This is a genomic window from Streptomyces sp. NPDC013457, assembly GCF_043089925.1.
Classification (GTDB): domain Bacteria; phylum Actinomycetota; class Actinomycetes; order Streptomycetales; family Streptomycetaceae; genus Streptomyces.
In genome coordinates, this window is sequence record NZ_JBICBL010000001.1 from 992090 (window position 1) to 1014929 (window position 22840).

Annotated in this window: 24 protein-coding genes; 13 read left to right on the top strand and 11 right to left on the bottom strand. The window is 73.0% G+C overall.

Annotated elements, in window-relative coordinates; translation table 11 throughout:
* The first annotated feature begins 120 nt into the window (after positions 1-120).
* The 5 genes from ACF1G2_RS04435 to ACF1G2_RS04455 all read left to right on the top strand — a co-directional run bounded on the left by ACF1G2_RS04435 (position 121) and on the right by ACF1G2_RS04455 (position 7792).
* The gene (locus tag ACF1G2_RS04435) at positions 121-1944 is read left to right on the top strand and encodes an AMP-dependent synthetase/ligase (protein ID WP_391796791.1); all 1824 of its coding nucleotides are present in this window, start codon (positions 121-123) and stop codon (positions 1942-1944) included.
* A 112-nt stretch (positions 1945-2056) separates the two neighbouring features.
* Entirely contained in the window at positions 2057-3325 is a 1269-nt protein-coding gene (locus tag ACF1G2_RS04440) for an ABC transporter substrate-binding protein (protein WP_391796792.1), read from the top strand.
* A 13-nt stretch (positions 3326-3338) separates the two neighbouring features.
* On the top strand, positions 3339-6098 hold the full coding sequence (locus ACF1G2_RS04445; protein ID WP_391796793.1) for an ATP-binding cassette domain-containing protein: 2760 nt from the start codon (positions 3339-3341) through the stop codon (positions 6096-6098).
* Complete coding sequence (locus ACF1G2_RS04450; protein ID WP_391796794.1) at positions 6095-6847, top strand: ABC transporter ATP-binding protein; 753 nt, start codon at positions 6095-6097, stop codon at positions 6845-6847. The genes ACF1G2_RS04445 and ACF1G2_RS04450 overlap by 4 nt, the downstream gene beginning before the upstream one ends.
* A gap of 105 nt (positions 6848-6952) precedes the next feature.
* Positions 6953-7792, top strand: a complete 840-nt coding sequence (locus tag ACF1G2_RS04455; protein WP_391797035.1) for an aldo/keto reductase — start codon at positions 6953-6955, stop codon at positions 7790-7792.
* Positions 7793-7846: 54 nt separating this feature from the next.
* Here ACF1G2_RS04455 and ACF1G2_RS04460 read toward each other — a convergent pair whose 3' ends face one another.
* Positions 7847-8803 carry an NADP-dependent oxidoreductase gene (locus ACF1G2_RS04460; protein WP_391796795.1) on the bottom strand — a complete coding sequence of 319 codons (957 nt, stop codon included), beginning with the start codon at positions 8801-8803 and terminating at the stop codon, positions 7847-7849.
* A gap of 105 nt (positions 8804-8908) precedes the next feature.
* Here ACF1G2_RS04460 and ACF1G2_RS04465 point away from each other — a divergent pair, with 105 nt between their 5' ends.
* Together ACF1G2_RS04465 and ACF1G2_RS04470 are read left to right on the top strand one after the other, a co-directional pair.
* Positions 8909-9943 (top strand): GlxA family transcriptional regulator, encoded by a 1035-nt coding sequence (locus tag ACF1G2_RS04465; RefSeq protein ID WP_391796796.1) that lies wholly within the window; start codon positions 8909-8911, stop codon positions 9941-9943.
* Positions 9940-10404 (top strand): RICIN domain-containing protein, encoded by a 465-nt coding sequence (locus ACF1G2_RS04470; protein ID WP_391796797.1) that lies wholly within the window; start codon positions 9940-9942, stop codon positions 10402-10404. The genes ACF1G2_RS04465 and ACF1G2_RS04470 overlap by 4 nt, the downstream gene beginning before the upstream one ends.
* Positions 10405-10419: 15 nt before the next feature.
* On the opposite strand, the gene ACF1G2_RS04475 is transcribed toward ACF1G2_RS04470, so the two are convergent.
* Together ACF1G2_RS04475 and ACF1G2_RS04480 are read right to left on the bottom strand one after the other, a co-directional pair.
* Positions 10420-11283 (bottom strand): class I SAM-dependent methyltransferase, encoded by an 864-nt coding sequence (locus ACF1G2_RS04475; protein ID WP_391796798.1) that lies wholly within the window; start codon positions 11281-11283, stop codon positions 10420-10422.
* 62 nt (positions 11284-11345) lie between these two features.
* Positions 11346-12278 (bottom strand): cupin domain-containing protein, encoded by a 933-nt coding sequence (locus ACF1G2_RS04480; RefSeq protein ID WP_391796799.1) that lies wholly within the window; start codon positions 12276-12278, stop codon positions 11346-11348.
* A 99-nt stretch (positions 12279-12377) separates the two neighbouring features.
* On the opposite strand from ACF1G2_RS04480, the gene ACF1G2_RS04485 reads away from it, so the two are divergent.
* Positions 12378-13214 carry an NmrA family NAD(P)-binding protein gene (locus tag ACF1G2_RS04485; RefSeq protein WP_391796800.1) on the top strand — a complete coding sequence of 279 codons (837 nt, stop codon included), beginning with the start codon at positions 12378-12380 and terminating at the stop codon, positions 13212-13214.
* Here ACF1G2_RS04485 and ACF1G2_RS04490 read toward each other — a convergent pair.
* Positions 13168-14217 (bottom strand): helix-turn-helix transcriptional regulator, encoded by a 1050-nt coding sequence (locus tag ACF1G2_RS04490; RefSeq protein ID WP_391796801.1) that lies wholly within the window; start codon positions 14215-14217, stop codon positions 13168-13170. The two genes, ACF1G2_RS04485 and ACF1G2_RS04490, sit on opposite strands and share 47 nt — an antisense overlap.
* Positions 14218-14256: 39 nt before the next feature.
* On the opposite strand from ACF1G2_RS04490, the gene ACF1G2_RS04495 reads away from it, so the two are divergent.
* On the top strand, positions 14257-14736 hold the full coding sequence (locus ACF1G2_RS04495; RefSeq protein WP_391796802.1) for a hypothetical protein: 480 nt from the start codon (positions 14257-14259) through the stop codon (positions 14734-14736).
* On the top strand, positions 14733-15200 hold the full coding sequence (locus ACF1G2_RS04500) for a hypothetical protein (RefSeq protein ID WP_391796803.1): 468 nt from the start codon (positions 14733-14735) through the stop codon (positions 15198-15200). The genes ACF1G2_RS04495 and ACF1G2_RS04500 overlap by 4 nt, the downstream gene beginning before the upstream one ends.
* On the opposite strand, the gene ACF1G2_RS04505 is transcribed toward ACF1G2_RS04500, so the two are convergent.
* The gene (locus ACF1G2_RS04505; RefSeq protein WP_391797036.1) at positions 15187-15930 is read right to left on the bottom strand and encodes a class I SAM-dependent methyltransferase; all 744 of its coding nucleotides are present in this window, start codon (positions 15928-15930) and stop codon (positions 15187-15189) included. The genes ACF1G2_RS04500 and ACF1G2_RS04505 overlap by 14 nt on opposite strands.
* A 36-nt stretch (positions 15931-15966) precedes the next feature.
* Complete coding sequence (locus ACF1G2_RS04510) at positions 15967-16272, bottom strand: 4a-hydroxytetrahydrobiopterin dehydratase (RefSeq protein ID WP_391796804.1); 306 nt, start codon at positions 16270-16272, stop codon at positions 15967-15969.
* A 91-nt stretch (positions 16273-16363) separates the two neighbouring features.
* On the opposite strand from ACF1G2_RS04510, the gene ACF1G2_RS04515 reads away from it, so the two are divergent.
* Entirely contained in the window at positions 16364-17173 is an 810-nt protein-coding gene (locus ACF1G2_RS04515) for a helix-turn-helix domain-containing protein (protein ID WP_391796805.1), read from the top strand.
* Here ACF1G2_RS04515 and ACF1G2_RS04520 read toward each other — a convergent pair.
* Together ACF1G2_RS04520 and ACF1G2_RS04525 are read right to left on the bottom strand one after the other, a co-directional pair.
* Positions 17163-17579 (bottom strand): hypothetical protein, encoded by a 417-nt coding sequence (locus ACF1G2_RS04520; protein ID WP_391796806.1) that lies wholly within the window; start codon positions 17577-17579, stop codon positions 17163-17165. The genes ACF1G2_RS04515 and ACF1G2_RS04520 overlap by 11 nt on opposite strands.
* 160 nt (positions 17580-17739) lie before the next feature.
* On the bottom strand, positions 17740-18135 hold the full coding sequence (locus ACF1G2_RS04525; protein ID WP_391797037.1) for a cyclic nucleotide-binding domain-containing protein: 396 nt from the start codon (positions 18133-18135) through the stop codon (positions 17740-17742).
* Positions 18136-18391: 256 nt separating this feature from the next.
* On the opposite strand from ACF1G2_RS04525, the gene ACF1G2_RS04530 reads away from it, so the two are divergent.
* On the top strand, positions 18392-19066 hold the full coding sequence (locus ACF1G2_RS04530; protein ID WP_391796807.1) for a beta-glucanase: 675 nt from the start codon (positions 18392-18394) through the stop codon (positions 19064-19066).
* A 125-nt stretch (positions 19067-19191) separates the two neighbouring features.
* Entirely contained in the window at positions 19192-20397 is a 1206-nt protein-coding gene (locus tag ACF1G2_RS04535; protein WP_391796808.1) for a low temperature requirement protein A, read from the top strand.
* A gap of 12 nt (positions 20398-20409) precedes the next feature.
* On the opposite strand, the gene ACF1G2_RS04540 is transcribed toward ACF1G2_RS04535, so the two are convergent.
* Genes ACF1G2_RS04540 through ACF1G2_RS04550 form a run of 3 tightly spaced genes read right to left on the bottom strand, consistent with a single transcriptional unit; the run spans position 20410 to position 22834 of the window.
* The gene (locus ACF1G2_RS04540; protein ID WP_391796809.1) at positions 20410-22224 is read right to left on the bottom strand and encodes an alpha/beta hydrolase; all 1815 of its coding nucleotides are present in this window, start codon (positions 22222-22224) and stop codon (positions 20410-20412) included.
* A 56-nt stretch (positions 22225-22280) separates the two neighbouring features.
* Positions 22281-22427 carry a hypothetical protein gene (locus tag ACF1G2_RS04545; RefSeq protein ID WP_391796810.1) on the bottom strand — a complete coding sequence of 49 codons (147 nt, stop codon included), beginning with the start codon at positions 22425-22427 and terminating at the stop codon, positions 22281-22283.
* 50 nt (positions 22428-22477) lie between these two features.
* Positions 22478-22834 (bottom strand): hypothetical protein, encoded by a 357-nt coding sequence (locus ACF1G2_RS04550; protein ID WP_391796811.1) that lies wholly within the window; start codon positions 22832-22834, stop codon positions 22478-22480.
* Positions 22835-22840 lie beyond the last annotated feature (6 nt).

Genomic DNA, 22840 nt, shown 5'->3' on the forward strand with positions numbered 1-22840 from the left:
CTGACCTGTGACAACACCCAATGTCCCGGCTTGGTGAAGGCCCTCCCGCCCGCCAGTCGGGTGGGGTACCGTCACCCGCGCCGTACGGAGCGCGACAACGAGCGGTCGAGGAGCAGGTCTTTGCGCGAGTTCACCGTGCCGCCCATCGAGGCGGCGCCTCAGGTCGGCGGCCTGGCGGACGCCGTGTTCGACCACGCCGAACAGACGCCCGACCGGGTCGCCTTCGGCCGCAAGGATGCCGCGGGCGAGTGGCAGGACGTGACCTCGGCGCAGTTCAGGGACGAGGTGCTCGCGCTCGCGAAGGGGCTGATCGCGCACGGCGTGCGGTTCGCCGACCGGGTCGCCATCATGGCCAGGACCCGCTACGAATGGACCCTGTTCGACTTCGCGCTCTGGACGCTGGGCGCCCAGTCGGTGCCGATCTACCCCACCTCGTCGGCCGAGCAGGTCTACTGGATGCTGCACGACGCCGAGGTCACCGCCTGCGTGGTGGAGCACGAGGACCACGCGATGACGATCGGTTCGGTGGTCGACCGGCTGCCGCGGCTCCAGCGGCTGTGGCAGCTGGACGCGGGCGCGGTGGACGAGCTGATGGCGGCGGGTACGGAGATCGACGAGGAGGTGGTACAGCGGCACCGCCGCGCGGTGACACCGGAGTCGGTGGCCACGATCATCTACACCTCGGGCACCACGGGCCGCCCCAAGGGCTGCGTGATCACCCACTCCAACTTCATGTTCGAGACGGACATGCTGGTCGGCCGTTGGGAGCCGGTCTTCCACTCCAAGCCGGGCGACGAGGCCTCGACCCTGCTCTTCCTCCCCCTCGCCCATGTCTTCGGGCGGATGGTGGAGGTCGCGGCGGTGCAGAGCGGGGTGAAGATGGGGCACCAGCCGGTGTTGGCGGCGTCCGCGCTCCTGCCGGACCTGGCCTCCTTCCGGCCGACGTTCATCCTGGCCGTGCCCTACATCTTCGAGAAGGTCTTCCACGCCGCCCGCCGCAAGGCCGAGAGCGACGGGAAGGCGGGCCCGTTCGACAAGGCCGTCGACGTGGCGGTGAAGTACGCCGAGGCGATGGAGCACAAGGCGTTCGGCATCGGTCCGGGGCCGTCGGCCGGGCTCCGGATGCAGCACCAGTTCTTCGAGAAGGTCGTGTACGGGAAGGTCCGTGACGCCATGGGCGGGCGTGTCCGGCACGCGATGTCGGGCGGCTCGGGCATGGACCGGCGCCTCGGCCTCTTCTTCGAGGGCGCCGGGGTGACCGTCTTCGAGGGGTACGGCCTGACGGAGTCCTCCGCGGCGGCGACGGCGAACCCGCCCGAGCGCGTCAAGTACGGAACGGTCGGGCAGCCGGTGCCGGGGACGACGGTGCACATCGCCGAGGACGGGGAGGTGTGGCTGCACGGCGGCCAGGTCTTCTCCGGGTACCTCAACAATCCGCAGGCCACCTCGGCCGTCCTCAACGACGGCTGGCTGGCCACCGGCGACCTGGGGATGCTCGACGAGGACGGCTTTCTGACCATCACCGGGCGCAAGAAGGAGATCCTGGTGACCTCGGGCGGCAAGAGCGTCTCGCCCGCCGGCCTGGAGGAGCGTGTACGGGCGCATCCGCTGATCGCCCAGTGCATCGTGGTGGGCAACGACCGGCCCTACATCGCCGCGCTGGTGACGATGGACCAGGAGGCGGTCGACCACTGGCTGGCGATGCAGGGGCGTGCGCCGCTGCCGGCGGCCGACCTGGTGCGCGACCCGACCCTGGAGACGGAGATCCGGCGGGCGGTGGTGGCGGCCAACACCCTGGTCTCGCAGGCGGAGTCGATCCGGACCTTCCGGATCCTGGCCCATCCGTTCAGCGAGGAGCACGGACTGCTCACCCCCTCGCTCAAGCTGAAGCGCAAAGCGATCGAGAAGGCGTACGCGGCGGAGGTCGAGGCGCTGTACGGCTGACCGGGGCTGCGGTCAAGGGTTTCTGACGCATCATCAATTGACGCTGTATCAGTTATTGACGGTTCATCAGCCCGGTCACAGAATGCGGTCACCCGACGGAGGGACGACCGACGTGCCGCGACCGATCCGCACCCTCGCCGCCGCTGCGGCGGCCCTGCTCCTGGCCACAGCCTGCAACTCCGCCTCCACCGGCGGGAGTTCGGAGACGCCCGGCTCCTCCGGATCCTCCGCACGCGGAGTCACCGCCGACGCGATCAAGGTCGGCGGCATCGTCTCCATGACCACAGCGAGCGGCTACTCCAAGAAGGACACCGACCTCGGCGCCAGGGCCCGCTACGACCGGGCCAACGCCGAGGGCGGGATCAACGGCCGGAGGATCGACTACCTGGGCGCCGAGGACGACGGCCAGGACCCGGCCAAAAACCTGGCGGCGGCCCGCAAGCTCGTGCAGCAGGACAAGGTCTTCGCGGTCTCCCCCATGAGCTCGGTCACCTTCGCCGGAGCCGACTTCCTCGACGGCCAGAAGGTCCCGACCGTGGGCTGGGGCACGCTCCCGTCGTTCTGCGGCCCGAAGCACATCTACGGCTTCAACGGCTGCCTCGTCCCGACCCCCGGCGGCACGCTCAACCAGACCTGGCCCGAGGGCCTGGCCGCCGTGCTCGGCGGTGCGCGCGGCAAGTCGGTCGCGCTCATCGCGGGTGACAACGACGCCGGAAAGTTCGGCATCCGCACATTCACCCAGGGATTCAAGGCGGCGGGCTTCGACGTCCCCTACGCGAAGGCCGTGGTGCCCGCGACCTCGATGCCCAGCGACTGGTCGGCGTACACCAAGGAGATCCTGCGCTCGGGCCCGGGCGGCGGGGCCCCCGACGCCGTGGTCTCCGTGATGCAGACGCCGTACAACATCGGCCTGTTCACCGCACTGAAGCGGTCCGGGTACAAGGGCCTGCTCTCCGACCCGACGGACTACGATCCCGGGCTGCTCACGAAGGACGCGACGAAGCAGGCGCTCGACGGGGTCCATGTGCTGCTGCAGTTCCAGCCGTTCGAGGCCGACAGCCCCGCGATGCGGCAGTTCAAGGCGGACATCAGGAAGGCGGCGGGCGGCACGGACGTTCCGCTCAACATGCACATGATGACCGGATACATGAGCGCCGACCTCTTCCTCTCCATCGCCGAGAAGGCGGGCGAGGACCTCACCGTGGAGTCCTTCCAGCGGGCCGCGAACGGCTTCTCCGACACCGGGACCCTCGTGGGCGACCGGGCCGAGCCCAAGGGGCAGAAGGAGAGCTTCGGCTGCGGGGCGCTGGTCCGGCTGAAGAACGGGCGGTACGAGGTGGCGGTGCCCTTCAAGTGCTATCCGCCGATCCCCTTCGGCTGAGAGGCGCGTTCGCGTGGGTGACCTGCTGGGCTTCGTCCTGAGCGGGCTGGTCTCGGGCGCGCTGTACGCGCTGCTCGCGACCGGGCTCGTCCTGTCGTACTCCGCCTCCGGACTCTTCAACTTCGCGCACGGCGCCACCGCCTACCTCTGCGCGCTGGCCTTCTACGAGCTGCACTCCGGCTTCGGCTGGCCCGCCGTGCCCACCGCCCTGCTGCTGGTGCTCGTGGTCGCGCCCGCGCTCGGCTGGGGCCTCGACCGGCTGATGTTCCGCACACTCGCCGAGGTCGGGGAGACGGCACAGATCGTGGCCACGATCGGCCTGCTGGTGGCGCTGCCGGCGGCCGGGCTGTGGGTGGTCGAGCTGCTGGAGCGGGCCGGCGCACCGGTCCTGCCGGCGGAGAACCAGTTCGGGCTGCCCGGTGTCGGCCCGAGCCCCGCGGTGTCCTGGCAGCCGCTCGACGGCGTCGGCATCGACTCCGACCAGCTCATCACCTGGGTCGCGACGGCGCTCGCGGCGGCCGGACTGTGGGTGCTGATGCGGCACACCCGGCTCGGGCTGCTGCTGCGGGCGGCCGTCGACAACCGCTCGCTGACCGAGCTGCGGGGCGTCAGCGCGGACCGGCTGTCCTCGATCGCGTGGATGCTCTCGTCCGGTCTCGCGGGCCTGGCCGGCGTCCTCGCGACCCCGCTCCTCGGGCTCTCCGCCCATGACTACACCCTGTTCCTCTTCGTCTCCGCGACGGCGGCGGTCCTCGGGCGTTTCGCCTCGGTGCCGCTGGCGTTCGCGGGCGGGCTCGGGCTCGGGGTGCTGCAGAACCTCGTCGCCGGGTACTCCTCCTTCGCCGAGGACCTCACCGGTTTCCGTACCGCCGTACCGTTCCTCATCCTCTTCGCCGGCCTCGTCGTCCTCGCACAGCGCAGGCGCGCGGCGGGCACGGCCGCGGCGGACCCGCCGCCGGTCGACTACCTGGCCGGGAAGGACCGGCGGCGCCGCTGGGGGGCCTGGATCGTGGCGGCCGTGCTGCTCGGTACGGCCTTCTACACCGTCACCACACCGTTCTGGAGCGGGATCCTGGCCCAAGGGCTGGCGATCGGGCTGGTGTTCATGTCCTTCACCGTGGTGACCGGCCTCGGAGCGATGGTGTCGCTCGCCCAGGCGACGTTCGTGACCGGGGCCGCCCTCGTCGCGGGACTGCTGATGAGCCAGGGCTGGCCGTTCGTGGCCGCCGCGGCGGTCGGCACGGCCGCGGCGGCGCTCCTGGGCGCGGTGGTCGCGCTGCCCGCGCTGCGGCTCGGCGGGCGGTCGCTGGCCCTCGCCACCCTGGCCCTCGCCTTCCTCGCGGACCAGGTGCTCTTCCAGCTGGGGTGGCTGCGCAACGGCGACACCGGGTGGGAGATCCCCCGGCCGGTGGTGGGTCCGGTGGACCTGGCGGACGACCGGGCGCTGGGGCTCGCGCTCGTGGTGCTCTGCGGCGCGGTGGTGGCGGGGCTGACCTGGCTGCGCGGCTCCCGGTGGGGCCGGGCGATCCTCGCGGTCCGTTCGGCGCCGGAGGCCGCCGCGGCGTCGGGCGTCTCGGTGGTGCGGACGAAGCTCCTGCTCTTCACGGTGTCGGCGGGGCTCGCGGGCTTCGGGGGCGTGCTGTACGCCTCGTACAGCACGCGGATCACGGCGACCGACTTCACGGCGATGACGGGGCTGGTGTGGCTGGCCGTCGTCGTCGCGGCGGGGGTCCGCAGGCCGCAGTTCGCGGTGGTGGCGGGGCTGGTCTTCGCGGTGGTCCCTCATCTTCTGGCGACCTACGTGACGGAGTCCGCGCATCTGCCGGTGATCCTCTTCGGTCTGGCGGGCCTCGCCCTCGCGAACGACCCGGACGGGTACTGCGCGGCGCTGCCGTCCAGACGAGCGGCGCGGGCGCGCGCCCGCACGACGGCGACGGGTGCGGGTACGGGTACGGATACGGGTAGGACGGACACGGCCGCCACGGCCGGTACGGCAGGGCCCGCCCCGGCCGGCGTCTCCGAGCCCGCCGCGACCCGCGCCACGGTCGCCGCCACGGGCGGGCCCCCTTCGCAGCCGTACGCCCTCGAACTGCGGGGTGTACGGGCCGGATACGGCGGCGCGTCCGTGCTGCACGGCGTGGATCTCGCGGTGCGCGGCGGCGAGGTTCTCGTCCTGCTCGGCCCGAACGGGGCCGGGAAGTCCACCGTGTGCCGGGTGGCCGCGGGCCTGCTGCGGCCGGCCGGCGGTCTGGTACGGGTACGGGGAGCGGACGGCACCCGGGACGGCGCGGTCGACCGGGCGCGGCGCGGGGTCCGGCTCGCGCCGGAGGGCCGGGGGATCTTCGCCGGGCTCTCGATCGAGGAGAACCTGACCCTGCAGCTGCCGGCCCCCGGGGACCGGGAGGCGGTCTACGCCCGCTTCCCCGTGCTCGCCGCCCGCCGCACGGTCCACGCCGGGTCGCTCTCGGGCGGGGAGCAGCAGCTCCTCGCGCTCGCGCCGCTGCTCCAGCACCCGCCGGAGGTCCTCGTCGCCGACGAGCCCTCCCTCGGTCTCGCCCCCCGAGTCGTGGACGAGGTCTTCCGGCTCCTCACCGAGCTCCGCGCGCACGGCACCGCGCTGGTCCTGGTCGAGGAGAAGGCGGCCGAGGTGCTCGGCATCGCCGACACCGTCGCGTACCTGGCGCAGGGCGGGATCGCCTGGTCGGGGCCTCGCTCCGAGGTGGATCCGGACCGGCTCGCCGAGGCCTACCTGGGGACGGGAGTCCGCCGATGACCCGTGCGCTGCTCCGTGCGGAGGGAATCGACGTGCGCTTCGGCGGCGTCCACGCCCTGCGCGACGTGACCATCGCCGTACGCCCCGGTGAGATCTGCGGTCTCATCGGCCCCAACGGCGCGGGCAAGACGACCCTCTTCGACGTCCTGTCGGGGATCAGACGGCCGGACGCCGGCTCGATCCAGTACGCCGACACGGACATCACCCGGCGCTCCCCCGTCTGGCGGGCCCGCCACGGCATCCGCCGCACCTTCCAACGCCAGCAGCTCTTCGGGCAGTTGACGGTGACGGACAATCTGGTCGTGGCCCAGGACTGGCGGGGCGGGCCGCGCCGGGGTGCGCGCGGCCACCGGGAGCGGGCCGCCGCCGTGCTCCACGGGTGCGGGCTCGACGCGCTCGCCGGCTCGTACGCGGGTGCGCTCCCCGTGGGGCAGGCCCGCATGGTCGAACTCGCCCGGGCGCTCGCCGACCCGCCCCGGGTCCTCCTGCTGGACGAGCCCGCGTCCGGCACGACCGCCGAGGAGCGCCGTCAGCTCGCCGCCGTCGTGCGCCACGCGGCCGACGAGGAGAACTGCGCGGTGCTGCTCGTCGAGCACAACGTGGCCTTCGTGATGGAGCTGTGCTCGCGTGTCGTGGTCCTGGACCTCGGCCGGATCCTCGCCGAGGGGAGCGCGGCAGAGGTCCGGGCGGACGCCGCGGTGCGGGAGGCGTACCTCGGCTCCGCACCGGGCACGGTCATGGACACGTGATCGACGAGACCGACACGGCCCCCGGACCGGCGGAATGCGACAGCGCCTTCGACCGTTGACGTGGGGAGTACCACCCGACGACGTAAGGATCGACCGCACGTGAGCATGGACAGCAGGGTCCCCTCCCTCACCCTGAACAACGGCGTGGAGATGCCGCAGCTCGGCTTCGGCGTCTGGCAGGTGCCGGACGACGAGGCGACCCGGGCGGTGGCGACGGCCCTGGAGGCCGGCTACCGCTCCGTCGACACGGCCGCGATCTACGAGAACGAGACGGGCACCGGCCGGGCGATCGCCGAGTCCGGCATCCCCCGCGAGGAGCTGTTCGTCACCACCAAGCTGTGGAACAGCGAGCAGGGCCACGACACGACGCTGAAGGCCTTCGACGCCTCGCTCGACAAGCTGGGCCTGGACTACGTCGACCTGTACCTGATCCACTGGCCCGTACCGGCGAAGGACGCCTACGTCGACACGTTCCGGGCGTTCGAGAAGATCTACGCCGACGGCCGGGCGAAGGCGATCGGCGTCTCCAACTTCCTTCCGGAGCACCTGGAGCGGCTGATCGGGGAGACCTCCGTCGTTCCCGCGGTCAATCAGATCGAGCTCCACCCGCATCTGCAGCAGGCGGCCTCGCGCGAGGCGCACGCCCGTCACGGCATCGCGACCGAGGCCTGGTCGCCGCTGGGGCAGGGCCGGGGTCTGCTGGAGGTGCCGGCGATCGTCGCCGTCGCGCAGAAGCACGGCCGCACGCCGGCCCAGGTGGTGCTGCGCTGGCACCTGCAGACGGGGAACGTGGTCATCCCGAAGTCGGTGACCCCGTCCCGTATCCGGGAGAACATCAACGTCTTCGGCTTCGAACTGGACGACGAGGACATGGCGGCGATCGCCGTCCTCGACGAGGACCGGCGCCTGGGTCCGCACCCGGGCGAGTTCAACGCCGGCGCCTGATCGAGCGTGGGCCGTGGGGGCGCCGGATTCCGGCGCCCCCACGCACGTTCCGGCTCAGACGGTCAGGACGATCTTGCCGCGCGTCCGGCCCGACTCGCCCAGCTCGTGTGCCTTGGCCGCGTCGGCCAGCGGCAGGACGGTGTCGACCTCGGGCCGCAGCCGTCCCGTCTCCACCAGGTCGGCGAGAGCGAGCAGCCCGGCGTAGTCCGGCTCGACGAGGGTGAACCCGGTGCGGATGCCGCGCCCGGGGGCCGTCGGTACGGCGTCGGGCGACGGCAGCGTCACCAGCGTGCCGCCGTCGCGCAGCACGGGCAGCGAGCGCGTGCCGTAGTCGCCGCCGATGGCGTCGAGGACCACGTCCACGTCCCGTACGGCCTCGGCGAAGTCGGTCGTGGTGTAGTCGATCGGCTCGTCGACGCCGAGACCGCGCAGGAAGTCGTGCTTGGCGGCGCTCGCCGTGCCGATGACGTACGCGCCGCGGGCCTTGGCGATCTGCACGGCGAGGTGGCCGACACCGCCGGCCGCCGCGTGGATCAGGACCCGCTGTCCGTCGCGCAGAGCGGCGGTCTCGACGAGCGCCTGCCAGGCGGTGAGCCCGGCGAGGGGCAGCGCGGCCGCCTCGACGTGGGTGAGGCCGGCGGGCTTGCGGGCGAAGTGTCGGGCGGGAGCGGTGACGTACTCGGCGTAACCGCCCGCCTGCTCCGGGAAGCGGGGCATGCCGAAGACCTCGTCGCCGGGCTCGTACAGCGTCACGCCGAGTCCTACCGCCTCGACGACGCCGGAGACGTCGTAGCCGAGGACCGGGGTCTCGCCCCACATGCCGAAGCCGCCGGTGGCGCGGGACTTCCAGTCGACGGGGTTGAGACCCGCCGCGTGGACCCGGACGAGGATCTCGGTCGGGCCCGGCTCGGGCCGGGCGATCCGGTCCTCGGTCAGGACCTCGGGTCCGCCCCACGCGGTGGCGGTGATGGCGCGCATGGTGGCGGGGGCTGCGGTGGCGGTGTCGTTCATGGGGAGGGGCTCCTGGTGCCGGTGTTTCCTGGTCGACTCCCAGACTCCGCGAGGTTCCCACTCACCGGTACTGGCCAGATAGCCATGATGTGACAGAATCTGGCCATGACCACATTCGTGCCGGCAGCGGAGAGCCCCCCGCGCGAGTCGCCGCCGCCCCACCGGGTCGCCGTGCTCGCTCTCGACGGGGTGATCCCGTTCGAGCTGGGCATCCCCTCCCGGATTCTCGGCGCCGCGTACACCAGGGACGGCACGCCCCTCTACGACGTCCGCGTGTGCACGCTCGACGGCGCCCCGGTCCGCACCTCCGACGGCTTCTCGATCGTGGCCGAGCGCGGGCCCGAGGAGCTGGCGGCGGCCGACACCGTCGTCGTTCCGCCCACGTACGAGCTGCGGACGCTCGCCGACGAAGGCCGCCTGGCCGACATGACGCGGGAGGCGCTGGGGCTGATCCGGCCGGGCACCCGGGTGGTGTCGATCTGCACCGGCGCGTACGCGCTGGCTGCGGCCGGACTGCTCGACGGCCGCCGGGCCACCACGCACTGGTGGGAGGCCGCCCACTTCCGCTCGCTCTTCCCCGAAGTCCTGCTCGACGAGGACGTGCTCTTCGTCGACGACGGGGACGTCCTGACGTCGGCGGGGGCGGCGGCCGGCGTGGACCTCTGTCTGCATCTGGTGCGGAAGGACCACGGCAGCGCCACGGCCAACGCGGTCGCGCGGCGCTGTGTCGTCCCGCCGTGGCGGGACGGCGGCCAGGCGCAGTACATCGAGCGCCCGGTCCCCGAGCCGACCACCGCCACCACGGCACCGACCCGCGCCTGGGCGCTCGAACGGCTCGACCGGCCGCTGACGCTGACCGAGCTGGCGGAGCACGCCCGGATGAGCGTACGGACCTTCACGCGCCGCTTCCGCGACGAGGCCGGTACGACGCCCGGGCAGTGGCTCACCGCCCAACGGGTCGAGCTGGCGAAGCAGTTGCTGGAGACCAGCGACCTGACGATCGATCACATCGCGGACCGCACGGGCTTCGGCAGCGGGAACTCGCTGCGTCAGCACATGCGCGCCCTGGTCGGGATCTCCCCGGCCGCCTACCGGCGCGCCTTCCATCTCACCACCAGGGAAAAGGAGTTCGCACAGTGAGCGGTTCGCCCGCGCCGGTCGACGAGGGGCTCTACCGGGTACGGAACGTGGCCAGCGGGCTGCTGCTGGAGGTGTTCGAGGGATCGAGCCGCAGCGGCGCCAACGTCCAGCAGGGCAAGGAGAACGGTACGCCCGGACAGCACTGGCACATCGTGCCCGTACCGAACGGCGGCGGCCTCTACCACCTGGTGAGCGCGGCCAGCGGCAAGCGGCTCGACGTGGCGAACGCCTCGACGGAGAACGGCGCCAACATCCAGCAGTGGAAGGCGAACAACTTCGGCGCGCAGGAGTGGATCATCGAACAGGACCTCCAGTCGCCGGGCACGGTCGCGCTGGTGAGCTTCATCAGCGGGCTGCTGCTGGAGGTGGAGGACGGCTCGATGGACGACGGGGGCAACGTACGGCAGTGGGAGGACACCGACTCCCCCTCCCAGTGGTGGCAGCTGGAGCCGGTGTCCTGACCCTCGGCGGGCCGCTCAGCCCTTGCGGGCGGTGTGGATCGTCGAGGCGGAGAGGTGGAAGAGGTCCGTGCGGCGGTGCAGGGAGAGCGGCTCCGCCGGGTCGAGCAGCCGGTCGAGAGTCGCGACGTCCTCGGCGTCGATCCGCTCCGCGAGCGGGTGCCGCAGACGCGTGAAGTGGGCGACGACCTGTTCGCGCACGAAGGGCGGTACGGGCGCGGGGACGTCGGTGAGGAACGAGCGGGTGCCGCTGGGCGCGAGTCCGGCGGAGGCGAGGAGCTCGCGCCAGTCGTCCGGCTCGTCCTTGCTGCCGGGCAGATCGGTCCGCATCTCGGCGAACCAGTCGGCGTGCGCCGCCTCGATCCTGGTCTCCAGGCCGGGGCGGCCGAAGCCGATGTTCGCGGGCAGATGGCGGGCGTAGAGCCCGCCCTCGACGAGGGCGATCAGGCCGCCGGGCCGCAGCACTCCGGCGAAGGAGGCGAGAGCGGCCCGCTGGTCGCCGATGTGGTGCGTGGAGTTGCCGGCCCAGATCAGGTCGGCTGCGCCCAGGGAGTCGAAGTCCTCCGGCAGTTCGGCGCGGAGCGTGGTGACCCGGCCGGCCAGGCCGCGGGCCTCGGCGCGGTCACGCGCCCGCTCCAGGAGCTCCGGGGACGCGTCCACGGCGACGACCTCGGCGGCCGGGAACGCCTCGGCGAGCAGGGTGGTGACGACGCCGGGACCACTGCCGACGTCGAGGACGCGACGGACGGCGACGGGCGGGACGAGCTCGCCGAGCCAGGTGGCGGCGCGGGTGTAGAGGGGGCTGTGGAGTTCGGCCTGGCGCTCCAGGAGCGGCGCCATCGCGGCCCAGTCGAGGTGGGTGTGCTGGTGGTCGTGAGTCATGGCGCCAGCGTGCGGCCGATCCCCGGAGAACGCGAGAATTCTTGCCGTTCCGGCAAAGGGCATCACTCCCGTCGGCGGTACTCCTGCGGGCTGACGCCCCGCACGCGCTTGAACGCCGCGCTCAGGGCGAAGGCCGTGCTGTAGCCGACCTGGCGGGCGACGGACTCGACCGTCGCGTCCGTCTGGCGCAGCAGGTCGGCGGCGCGCGCGAGCCGCCAGCCGGTCAGGTACGCCATGGGCGGCTCGCCGACGAGCTCGGTGAAACGGCGGGCGAGGCCGGCGCGCGACGCGCCGGTCTTGGCGGCGAGAGAGGCGACGGTCCAGGGGTGGGCCGGGTCGTCCTGGAGCAGGCGCAGGGCGCGGCCCGCGACGGGGTCGGCCATCGCGCGGTACCAGGCCGGGGCCTGCCCGCCGGGCCGGGAGAACCAGGTCCGGACGACGGCGATCAGGAGCAAGTCGAGGACACGGTCGAGGACGACGCTCTGTCCGGGATCGTCGCGGGCGATCTCCTCGTCGAGAAACGGCATCAGGGGACAGTTCCAGGCGTCCGCGGGGAGATGGAGCAGCGGCGGCAGCGCGTCGAGGAGGCGTCGGCTGACCTCGCCGTCCATCTGGTAGGTGCCGACGAGCACGGTGGTGGAGCCGTCGAGGGCGTTGCCCCAGGTCCGTACGCCCAGGTGCATCGACTCCGCGAGCGGCTCGCCGCTCAGGGTGGTGCAGACGCCGCCGGGGCCGATGGTCGCGCGCGGCGGGGCGTCGGGGGCGTCGGCGACGGTGTACGGCTCCGGGCCGCGGGCGACGGCGACGTCGCCGGGCCGCAGCAGGACGGGCTCGCCCCGGTCCGGGACGATCCAGGCCTCCCCTTCGGTGACGCACATCAGACAGAGCGGCGCGCGGTCCTCGATCCGGACGGACCACGGCGGCTCCATGATCATCCGCAGCAGGAAGGCCCCTTTGGCCCGCGGTCCGTCGAGGAGTCCGGCGAGAGCGTCCATGGAGCGCAAGCGTAGACGGAGGGCAGTTGTGGACGGAGGCGTATGGGCGTGAGCCTGTGGAACATGGGAAACGCGCCCGGATCCCGCGAGTCTTGAGCCATGACGACGAACACGAACGACACGCGGACGATTCTGGTGACGAGCGCGACGGGCAAGACGGGCCGGAGGGTGGCGGAGCTGCTCGCGGCCCGCGGCGCGACCGTCCGGGCGGGCTCCCGCTCCGGTACGACCCGGTTCGACTGGGAGGACGTGACCACCTGGGCCGGGGCGCTGCGGGGCGCGGACTCCGCGTACGTGAACTACTACCCGGACCTCGCCGCGCCCGGCGCGGTCGAGGCCATGAAGACCTTCGGCGAACTGGCCGTGGCGAGCGGCGTGCGGCGGCTGACGCTGCTCTCCGGGCGCGGCGAGCCGGACGCGGTCCGCGCCGAGGAGGCGCTGCGCGCCTCGGGAGCCGAACTGACCGTCGTACGGGCCGCGTTCTTCGCACAGAACTTCACCGAGGGCGCGATGGCGGAGGGCGTGGCGGAGGGCGTGATCGCGTTCCCCGCGGGCGACACGGCGGAGCCGTTCATCGACGCGGACGACCTGGCGGAGGTCATCGCCGAGACGCTGACGCGGGACGGTCACGCGGGCCTGGTGCACGAGGTGACCGGTCCCCGGACGCTGACCTTCGCGGAGGTGGCGGCGGAGGTCTCCCGGGCATCCGGCCGTGAGGTCGTGTACATCCCGATGGGAGAGGGCGAATACGCGGCGCTGCTGGGCACGTTCGGGCTGCCCGCCGAGGACGCGCAGTGGCTCGCGGCGCTGTTCGCGATGCTGCTCGACGGCCACAACGCGTCGGTCACGGACGGTGTGAAGCGGGTCCTCGGCCGCGAGCCGCGCGACTTCACGGCGTTCGCGGCGCAGGCGTGGGGGCGCCCGGCGGAGGCGTGACGGCGGGCGGAGGCGTGACGCCCGGCGAAGCGCTCGCCGTCGGTGGGGTGGCGGTTCCGTAGCGGGCGCCGAGGCGGGCGACGGTATCGGCGATGCGGGCACGGAGTTCGGCGGGCTCCAGGACCTCGATGTCCGTGCCGAGCCCCAGGAAGGTGTCGTGGGCGTGGGCGAGGGACTCGATCGGGAGCGTGGCGCGCGTCCAGCCGTCCGGCTCGGCGGATCCGCTCGCGGCGACCGCGCGGGCCGCCGCCCCCGTGAGGCGCTTCACCCCGTCCGGCGAGAGGCGGACGAGCGCGTCGCCGGCGTGGAGCCGGGCGTGGAACCCGGCCTGGGACGCCCGCCAGTGGGCGGCCAGGTCGAAGCCCTCCGGAATCCCGGACTCCTCGTCGGTGACGTCGATGGCGAGGATCTGGTCCACCCGGTAGGTGCGCGGTCCGGGGCCCGCGACCAGATACCAGCGGCCGGCCTTGAGGACGAGTCCGTACGGTTCGAGGCGTCGGTCGACGTCGGTGGGCTCCTTCCAGCGCCGGTAGCGGACGGCGATCACCCGGCCGGCCCGTACGGCCTCGGCGACCTGGGGCAGGAAGGGCGCGTCGGTGTCCTCCGCGTACCACCCGGGGGCGTCGATGTGGAAGCGGGCCCGCAGCCGGTCGACATGGTCGCGCAGCGGCGCGGGCAGGGAGGCCCGCAGTTTGAGCTGGGCGTCGACGAAGTGCGCCCCGAGGCCGAGTTCGGCGGCGGCCCCGGGGATCCCGGCGAGGAAGAGCGCCTCGGCCTCGCCCGTGTACAGGTCGGTCAGCCGTGAGCGGTGGCCGGCGAGCAGCCGGTAGCCGCCGGAGTGGCCCGCGTCGCCGTAGAGCGGGACTCCGGCCGCGTGCAGCGCCTCGACGTCGCGGTAGACGGTCCGCACGGACACCTCCAGCTCCTCGGCGAGCTGGGCGGCGGTCATCCGGCCCCGGGTCTGGAGCAGCAGAAGGACCGAGATCAGACGGCTGGACTTCACTGACACAAGATGTCAGTGAAGCCCTCCTACAGTCCAGCCATGGCTTTCGCAGAGAAGTTGCTCTTCGTTCCGCCGTCCCTCGAGGTGGGCGGCCGTCGCATCAAGCGCTACCACGTCACCCTGGACCCGGCCGGGATCGAGCCCGAGGTGGAGAAGGCGGCCTACGCCCTGCTGCCCGACCTGCTCCCCGAGGCGGACGGGACACCGCCCGCGAGCTTCGTCGTCCTCCACCGGGGCGGCGACACCGGCGCCTACCTGAACGCGTACAGCTGGGTGTGGGACAACGTGCTCCACTTCGGCGGCGCGGCAGCAGGTCAGCCGGTCCTCGGCTGCCCGGACACCGACCCCACCCACTTCGTGAAGACGTCGAAGCCGTGGATCGGCTGTGTCTGGGAGCTCCCGCCGATCCTGCACGAACGGGACGCCTGGGTACGGCACATGCTGGCGCCGGACACGCCCGACCTCGACGGCTATGTGCTCGACTCCCTGCCCGCCGGCACGACGGGAGACCGCGCGTGAGCGGCGGGGACCACGTCGACGGCTTCGACTTCCTCGACGGCGACTGGAACGTCCGCAACCGCCGCCTCGCCGACTTCCTCGATCCCGCGAGCGGCTGGGAGGAGTTCGACGGGCACACCTCGGGCCGTCTCCACTGGGGCGGACGGGCCCATGTCGACGAGATCGTCTTCCCGTCGAAGGGGTTCAGCGGGCTGACGCTGAGGCTGTACGAACCCGAGACGGGCGAGTGGACCCTGAACTGGTCCAACAGCCGTACGGGCCGCCTCGAACCGCCGGTCAGGGGGCGGTGGTCCGAGGACGGCACCGGGGAGTTCCACGGTGTGGACACCTATGCCGGCACGGACGTGCGGGTGCGCTTCCGCTGGTCGGGCATCTCGGCCGGCACGGCGCGCTGGGAGCAGGCGTTCGCGGTCGACGGCGGGGAGTGGGTGACGAACTGGGTGATGGAGTTCAGACGCGCCTGACGGGGCGCCGGTAGGACACGAGCCGGTAATCGGGGTCGTCACGGGGGCGGTCCTGGTCCGGCAGTGCGCCGAGCTCGGCGGCGAGCGCGGCCGCCGTCTCCGGGGAGCCGCCGAACCACGAGGCGAAGTAGCCGCGGCGCAGCTTCTCGACGGTGGCGCGCGGGGTGTTGCCCTGGCCGTGGCCGGTGAAACGGGTGGCGCCGGCCGGTTCGAGGCCGTGCGCGGCCGCGTGGGCCGCGACCAGATCGGCCCGGTCGGTGCTCGCCTCGTAGGAACGGTGCGACGCGAGGACGGCGTCGATGTCGCTGCCGACGTCGTGGGCGGCGTCCTTGTCGACCGTGACGATCAGGACGCCCCCCGGGCGCAGCACCCGGGCCGCCTCGGCGACGATCGCGGCCGTGAAGGGGACCAGGTGCAGCAGCCAGACGGCGCTGACCGCGTCCACGGAGGCGTCCGGGAACGGGAGCCGCCGGGCGTCGGCGAGGACGATCCCGCCCGGGACGCGCCGAACGGCCCTGCGCGCCATGCCGGATGCGGCGTCGGCGCCGTAGACGCGCAGGTCCGGGCGGGTGAGCCGCTCGGTGACGAGCCCGGTGCCACAGGCGAGGTCGAGCAGGGTGCGGGCGCCGGGCGGCACCAGTCGCAGTACCGCCTCGGCGGCTGCCCGCGCCCGCGGGACTCCGCCGCGCGTCTCGTCGTAACGGTCCGCCTCGGCGTCGTAGTCCAGCAACGTCTCCCCCATGGGGGAGAGCCTAGTCCGCGGAGGTCAGCTCGCGCCGTGGCCGGGGGCGACGGCGTCGACCCGGGCGGCCAGTTCGAAGTCCTTGTCCGTGATGCCGGGTCCGGCGGAGTGCGTGTTCACGGAGACCGCGACCGTGTTGTATCCGAGGGTCAGATCGGAGTGGTGGTTGAGCTCCTGCTGGATCTGCGCCACGTGGACCACCATCGCGGTGGCCGCGAAGTGGTCGCCGAGGCTGTACGTGCGGGTGATCCGGTCGTCCGTCAGGGACCAGCCGGGGAGCTCTCGCAGGCGGTCCTCGATCTCCTTCTGCGACAGCGGCTCTGTGGGCATGTCCGTACTCCCTCCGGTCGGGGTTGCTCACGGTGACGATACGGTCCCGGGGGTTCGATACCCCGGCCGACACCTGGGATAGCGTCGGGTCATGACAACAGTCGCGACCGACACGGGAGTAGGGCCGCTGCTGCGCGGCTGGCGCGAGCAGCGGCGGTTGAGCCAGTTGGCGCTGGCGCTGCTGGCCGATTCCTCGGCCCGGCACATCTCCTTCATCGAGACCGGCAGGGCCCGGCCGAGCGAGGAGATGGTCCTCCGCCTCGCCGAGCACCTGGAGGTGCCCGTACGGGAGCGGAACGCGCTGCTGCTCGCGGCGGGGTACGCCCCGAAGTACACCGAGTCGGCGCTCGACGACCCGCAGCTGGAGACCTTGCGGGCGGGCATCGAGCAGCTGCTGCGCGGCTACGACCCGTATCCGGCGCTCGTGGTGGACGGTTCGTACACGGTGGTGGCGGCGAACGAGGGCATCGGCGTGCTGCTCTCCGGCGTGGCGGAGCACCTGCTGACGCCGCCGCTGAACGCGATGCGGATCACGCTCCACCCCGAGGGGCTGGCACCGCGGATCCGGAACCTCCGGGAGTGGCGGGGCCATCTGCTGGCCCAGATGGAGCGCCAGATCGCGCTCTCCCGCTCGCCCGCGCTGCGGACGCTGTACGAGGAGGTGGCGGCGTACCCGCTGCCGGAGGGCGCCTCGGACCCCGGGGACCGGGAGGACCCGGAGCCGTATCCGTACTTCGCGCTCCCGCTGCGGATCGAGCACGACGGGCGGGTGCTGTCCTTCGTCTCCTCGATCTCCACGTTCAACACCCCGACGGACGTGACCGTCGCCGAGCTGGCCATCGAGACGCTGCTCCCGGCCGACCCGGCGACGGTCGACTATCTGCGGTCGCTCACGGGGTAGCGGCGCGCAGCGCCGACCACTGGAGGACGGCGAAGCCGGCGACGGTGAGGGCCTGTGCCAGGGTCCACACGGTCCCCGCCGTGGTCGGCTCGAGCCAGGCGACGAGCGCGACGACGCTCAGCACGGTCCAGAGGACGTTGACGTCGACGACGAGCCTGACGCCGAGGACGGGCGGGCGGGCCCGGCCGCCGACCCAGGCCACGGCGGCGGCGTACGCGGTGAGGAGGGCGCCGAGGGCGAGGAGCAGCCCGGGGTCGACGCCGAACAGCTCGCCGAGCGGCCCGGAGGCGCCGAGATAGGCGAGCCCGTTGGCGCCCGTGACGAGGGCGTCGAGGGCGAGGAACCGGCGCAGCGTGGACAGGGGCCGAGTGGTGCGGGAGAGGCCGGCGAGCAGGGCCTGGGACATGGCGGATCACCCTCCTTGGGGGACGTAACCGCTGATGGTGGGGCCGGAGCCCGGCCGGAGTGCGCCGGCCGAGTTCCGGTGGACACCACGATGCCGCCGGTCCTGCCGCGGGTCGATTACGTGCGAGGTAATGAGGGTTCGGAACCGCGTGGGCCCGTGCTCACAGGCGGCTTCGGTGCGGGGCGTAGAGGTCCAGCAGGCGGGTTCGGGCGGAGACCAGGCGGTGCGCCAGCATCTGGCCCACGGCGTGCTCCAGGGCGTAGCCGAACGCCGGGTCCTCGGCCATCTCCCGCCGCACGGAGGGGGCGTCGAACTCGAAGGCCCGCACACGGGTCATGGCCTCTCCGCCGAAATGCCAGCGATAGGGGTGGAACAGCCAGGACCAGCCGACCAGTTCGCCCGCACGCACGCTCTCGACGACGGCGGCGGAACGGCCGGACACCTGGACGTCGAGGGTGACCGTACCCGTGCGGATGATCCAGAACTGGTCGGCGATTCCCCCTTCCTCGAAGAGCCGGGTGCCTTCGGGGAAGTCCACCGGACGGGCGCCGGCCATGAGGCGTTCGCGGTGGTCGCCGAGAGCGACGGAAAGGTTTCGGGGGGATGCTGGCGGGGCCACGGCAGACCTCCTCACCGGGGGTGTGTCTCCACTATGCCCCGATGCGGGCGCCGTCACCTCAGGGACGGGGCCCGGTCGAACCGCCGACTGCTCTTCGTGACGAGTTCTCGACACGGAGTGATGAACTCCGCATGGCGGCGGCCGCTGAGGGCAGAACGCCTGTGGCACGACCGTCCTACCCGGGGAGCCTCCCATGTCATCCTCGCCTCCGGCCTCCGAGCCGGTCTTCATCGCGGACTTCAGCTCTCCTGAGCAGTGGGTCGCCGGCCGTTCGTGGGCCTATCCCGACGGCGGTCCGGTCAACCCGGGCGACAACAAGCTGGACCACCTGGTGGAGGACCCCGCCTACAGCCGTTCCGGCGTCTTCCGCGCGACCCGCCGCGCCGACGGGCTGTGGGACAGCGGACTGCTGACGACGGAGGGCAGCCCCCAGGGGTTCGAGGTGCGCGCGGGGGACGTGCTGGAGGCGCGGGTCCGGCTGCCCGAGGAGACCGGGGCCTGGCCGGCGATCTGGACCTGGCGCGACGGCGGACAGGAGATCGACGTCTTCGAGTACCACCCGGACAATCCCGACCTGCTCGAACTGTCGAACCGCGTGCGCGGCGCCCACCGCTACCACCGCTCCCCCTCGGTGCGCCCCGGCGGCTGGGTCACGCTGCGGACGGAGTTCGGAGCGCGTTCGGTGGTGTGGTGGCTGGACGGCGTGCGGGTGTTCGACGACCGCCGCGGGGTCGGCCACTCCTGGCACGCCTGTCTGATCGTCAATCTGTCGGTCTGCGCGGGCCGTTACCATCCGGCACCGGACGCGGACACCGACGAGATGTCGTTCGAGGTACGTGACCTGCGGGTGTACCGGCCGGGCGGGTGAGCGGGGCCCGGCCGCCGGACCGCCCCGCCGGGACGGGGGCCGTCCAGCCGCAACTCGCGTGCGGTGTATGGGTATTGTTCGCGCCGTGGTGGCGGGGGCCGCCCACGGGACGGCGGGAGACGCACATGGCGTGGCGCAGGGACCGGGCGGGGATGGTGGCTGCCGGGGACGAACACCGGGTGACGCCGGCCGAGCTCTTCTTCGACCTGGTGTTCGTGTACGCGATCACGCAGGTCACCGCCCTGATGGCCGCCGATCCGTCGGTGATCCGCGTGCTCGGCGCGATGATCGTGCTCGCCCTGCTGTGGTGGTGCTGGTGCTGCTTCGCGTGGCTGGGCAATGTCGTCCGGGCCGACTCCGGTGCGCTGTTCGCGGTGCTCGTGGTCGTGATGGCCGTCGTCTTCATCGTGTCGCTCGTGGTGCCCGAGGTGTTCGCGGACGCTCCCGGCGGGCTCTCGGCTCCGCTCCTGTTCGTGCTCTGCTACGGAGCCGTGCGCACGCTCCATCTGGTCTCGTACTGGATCTCCAGCCCCGGTGACGCCGCCCTGCGGGCCACGCTGCGCCGCACGGCGCTGCTGTCCGTGGCTCCGCCGATGGTGCTGCTGCTGATCGGCTCCGCGTACTCCGGGAAGGTCCAGCTCCTGCTGTGGCTGGGCGCGGTGGTCATCGACTACGGCGGGATCTACGTCACGGGAGCCTCGGGCTGGCGGGTCAACTCCCCCGGGCACTTCTCCGAGCGGCACGGTCTGATCGTCATCATCGCGCTCGGCGAGTCGATCGTGGCGATGGGCGTCGGGGTGTCCGGCCTCCCGGTCACGGTCGCCGTCCTGGGCGCCTCCGCTGCGGGGCTGCTGCTCTCGGCCGCGCTCTGGGCGCTGTACTTCCGGCGGCTCGCGGAGGGGGCGGAGCACCGGCTGGCCGGGCTCGACGGCGACGAGCGGACCCGGTTCGCCCGGGACGTGTACACCTTCCTGCACCTTCCGCTGGTCGCGGGTGTGGTGCTCTGCGCGCTCGGGATGAAGAAGGTCCTGCAACAGGTCGCCGACACCGGCCACTACGACCTCGCCGAGCCGCTGCACGGCGTCGTGGCCTGGTCGCTGACGGGCGGTGTCGGCGTCTTCCTGCTCGGCGGCGCCGCGATCGTGCTGCGCACCTCGGGCCGCAGGCCGACGGTCCTCGCCGTGGGCGGGGTGTGCGCGCTGGCGTCGGGCGCGCTCGTCGGTCTGGTCCCGGCCATGGTGGCGCTGGTGCTGCTCGCCGCCGGTCTGACGACGCTGGTTCTCCTCCACGGCAGGGGCGCTCGGGCGCAGAGCGCCCACGGCGCGGCCTGAGGCCCCTTCGCGTCAGTAGGCGGCGTCCCGCTGCTGGATGTAGGCGCGCAGCCTGGCCGTGTCGGCGGCCGTCCAGCCCTCCGGCGGGGCCACCGCCGCCCAGCCGTCCACGGCCCCGGCGCCGTAGCGGTGGCCGTGCGGTGCCTGCACGCCGTACGAGACGGCCATGTCGACGGAGGTCTGCCAGAAGGCGACGAACGGGAACCAGTCGATCTCGGGGGTGATGTCCGGGCCGAGCGGGTCCGCGAGCCACTGGGGGCGGTCCAGGAGGAGGTCCGGCGACCACCAGACGACCGGGTCCGAGGCGTTCTGCAGATAGACCGCGCGGGGCCACTGCCAGCGGGCCGGGGGCCGGCCGAGGTCGGCCGCAGGGAACTGCGCGAAGCGCACCCGCGCGCCGCCCTCGTACTGGGGGCGCCACACCGGACTGCCGGGGTCGCGGTCACGGCGGATCTCCTCCGAGATCGGGGAGAAGTTCGGGGTGCCGAGCAGCAGGGCCCCGTCGGTTCGGGCAAGGAGGTCGTCGGGGCCGTCGAAGGACGCCTCGATCGCGTACGCGCCGAGGCTCTCGCCGGTGACCAGGAGCTGGGGCCGCCGCTCGGCGGGCAGCGCGTCGACGCGGGCGCGTACGGCCCGGACGAGCGCGCGGGTGGCCTGGCCCGCCTTCTCCTTGTCGACGAGGAAGGAGACCCAGCTGGGCAGGTACGAGTACTGGACGGCGACGATCGCGGTGTCTCCGCCGTACATGAACTCCAGCGGCTCGGCCACGTTGGGGTTGACCCAGCCCGTGCCGGTGGTGCCGGCGACGGCGAGCACCCGGCGGCCGAAGGCGCCGGTGCGCTCCAGTTCGCGGACGGCGAGCCGGGCCTGGGCGGCGAAGGGGCGTTCGTCCTCGAAGGCGGCCGGCAGCGCGGAGGGTATGTAGACACGGACGGGGTCGGCGGCGGCGCGTCGTCCGCTCACCGCGGTGATGCGGGCGCGGGTGGGGACGGAGCCGGTGAAGTTGCGGCCCTGGTAGCCGAGGTCCTGCCAGGGGATGAGGGAGCCCGGGCCGCCGGAGACGTACCGGGAGACCGGGCGGTGGATGCCGTCCTTCGTACCGCCGTTGGTCGCCTCGGCGATCCGGTCGGCGATGTCCACGACTCCCCGGTCGAAGACCACGTCCCGGACGCCGACGAGGACGGCGAGGGTGGAGAGGACCGCCCCGACGGCGAAGGCGACAGGCCTGGGCAGGTGCCTGCCGAGCCGGCGGATCAGCTTGGCGGAGCCGAGCCGGACGGTGCGGGCCACGAGGAGGAGCGCGAGCAGCAGCGCGAGCGTCATGAGCGCGATCATCGGGGTGTGCCAGGTGAGCGCGGGCGGCAGGCCTTGCAGGACCCGGAGCTGACGCTGCATCCGGGCGCTCTCGGAGATGAGCCGGACCGAGAGGACCACGGCGATCACCCAGTACGCCTGCCAGCACCTGGCCCGTGTCCGCTCGCCGGGGCGTCGGCGCACGAGCGCCCGGAACAGCCAGGCGGCACAGGAACCCAGTGCGTAGCCGATGGCAGCGGTGATGCCGCCGACGACGCCCTGGAGGTACCAGGGACGCGGGACCAGCGAGGGGGTGAGGGAGGCCCAGAAGAAGAGCGTGGCGACGCCGAGCGCGGTGAGGTCGGGCCAGCGGCGGATCAGGTACGCGGGGTCGGGGCGGTCCCAGTACGGGCGTCGGGCGACGGAGACGAGCCGGGTGCCGAGCGCCCCGAGCGCCTTCGGAGGGAGTGGGGCGCGGCGGCCGGCGGGGCCGGCGGACCGATCGGGAGGCGTGTGCCGGTCGGTCGAGGTCATCGGCTCAGCCTCGCTCACCGGGCAGCGTTTCCGCAATGCGGTCCGCCGGCGCCCTCCTAGCCTGCGGGGCGCTCGTCGCGGGCGGGTGCGGGTTCGGGTTCTCGGACCGCCGCGCGTTCCGGCTCTCCGGGCGCGACGCGTGCGTCGCGGGCGGCCTCGGCACGCAGCAGGGCGCGCAGCACGACGAAGGGGTCGACGGGCATGGTGAAGCTCCTTGCGGTGGGGGGTGAGGTGCTGGGAGAGGTAGGGCCTCTCAGCAGCGCATCACCACGCACCTGCGGGCCTCGCCACGCGGGCGGGGTACGGGTACGGGGGTGACGGCCCGGACTGCGGCCGGGGCCGGGCGCGCGACGCGGACGCGGATGTCGCCGTACCGCCGACGGAGCCGTCCGGGCGCCGTGGCCTCGGCCTCGGCGGCCTCGTGCGTCTCCCCGCCCAGGTCGGGCGCCTGACTCGCGGAAGCAGGCCTGGCCTCGGCGCCCGCCGGGCAGACGGCACCCGCGCCCACGCCGAACAGGGCGGCGAGCACCAGCGTCAGGACGAGCACGGCGCGCCGGGCCACGCCCGCCGGGGCGGCGGGTTCGGTGCGGGGCTCGGGCGCGGGGCTCATGGACTT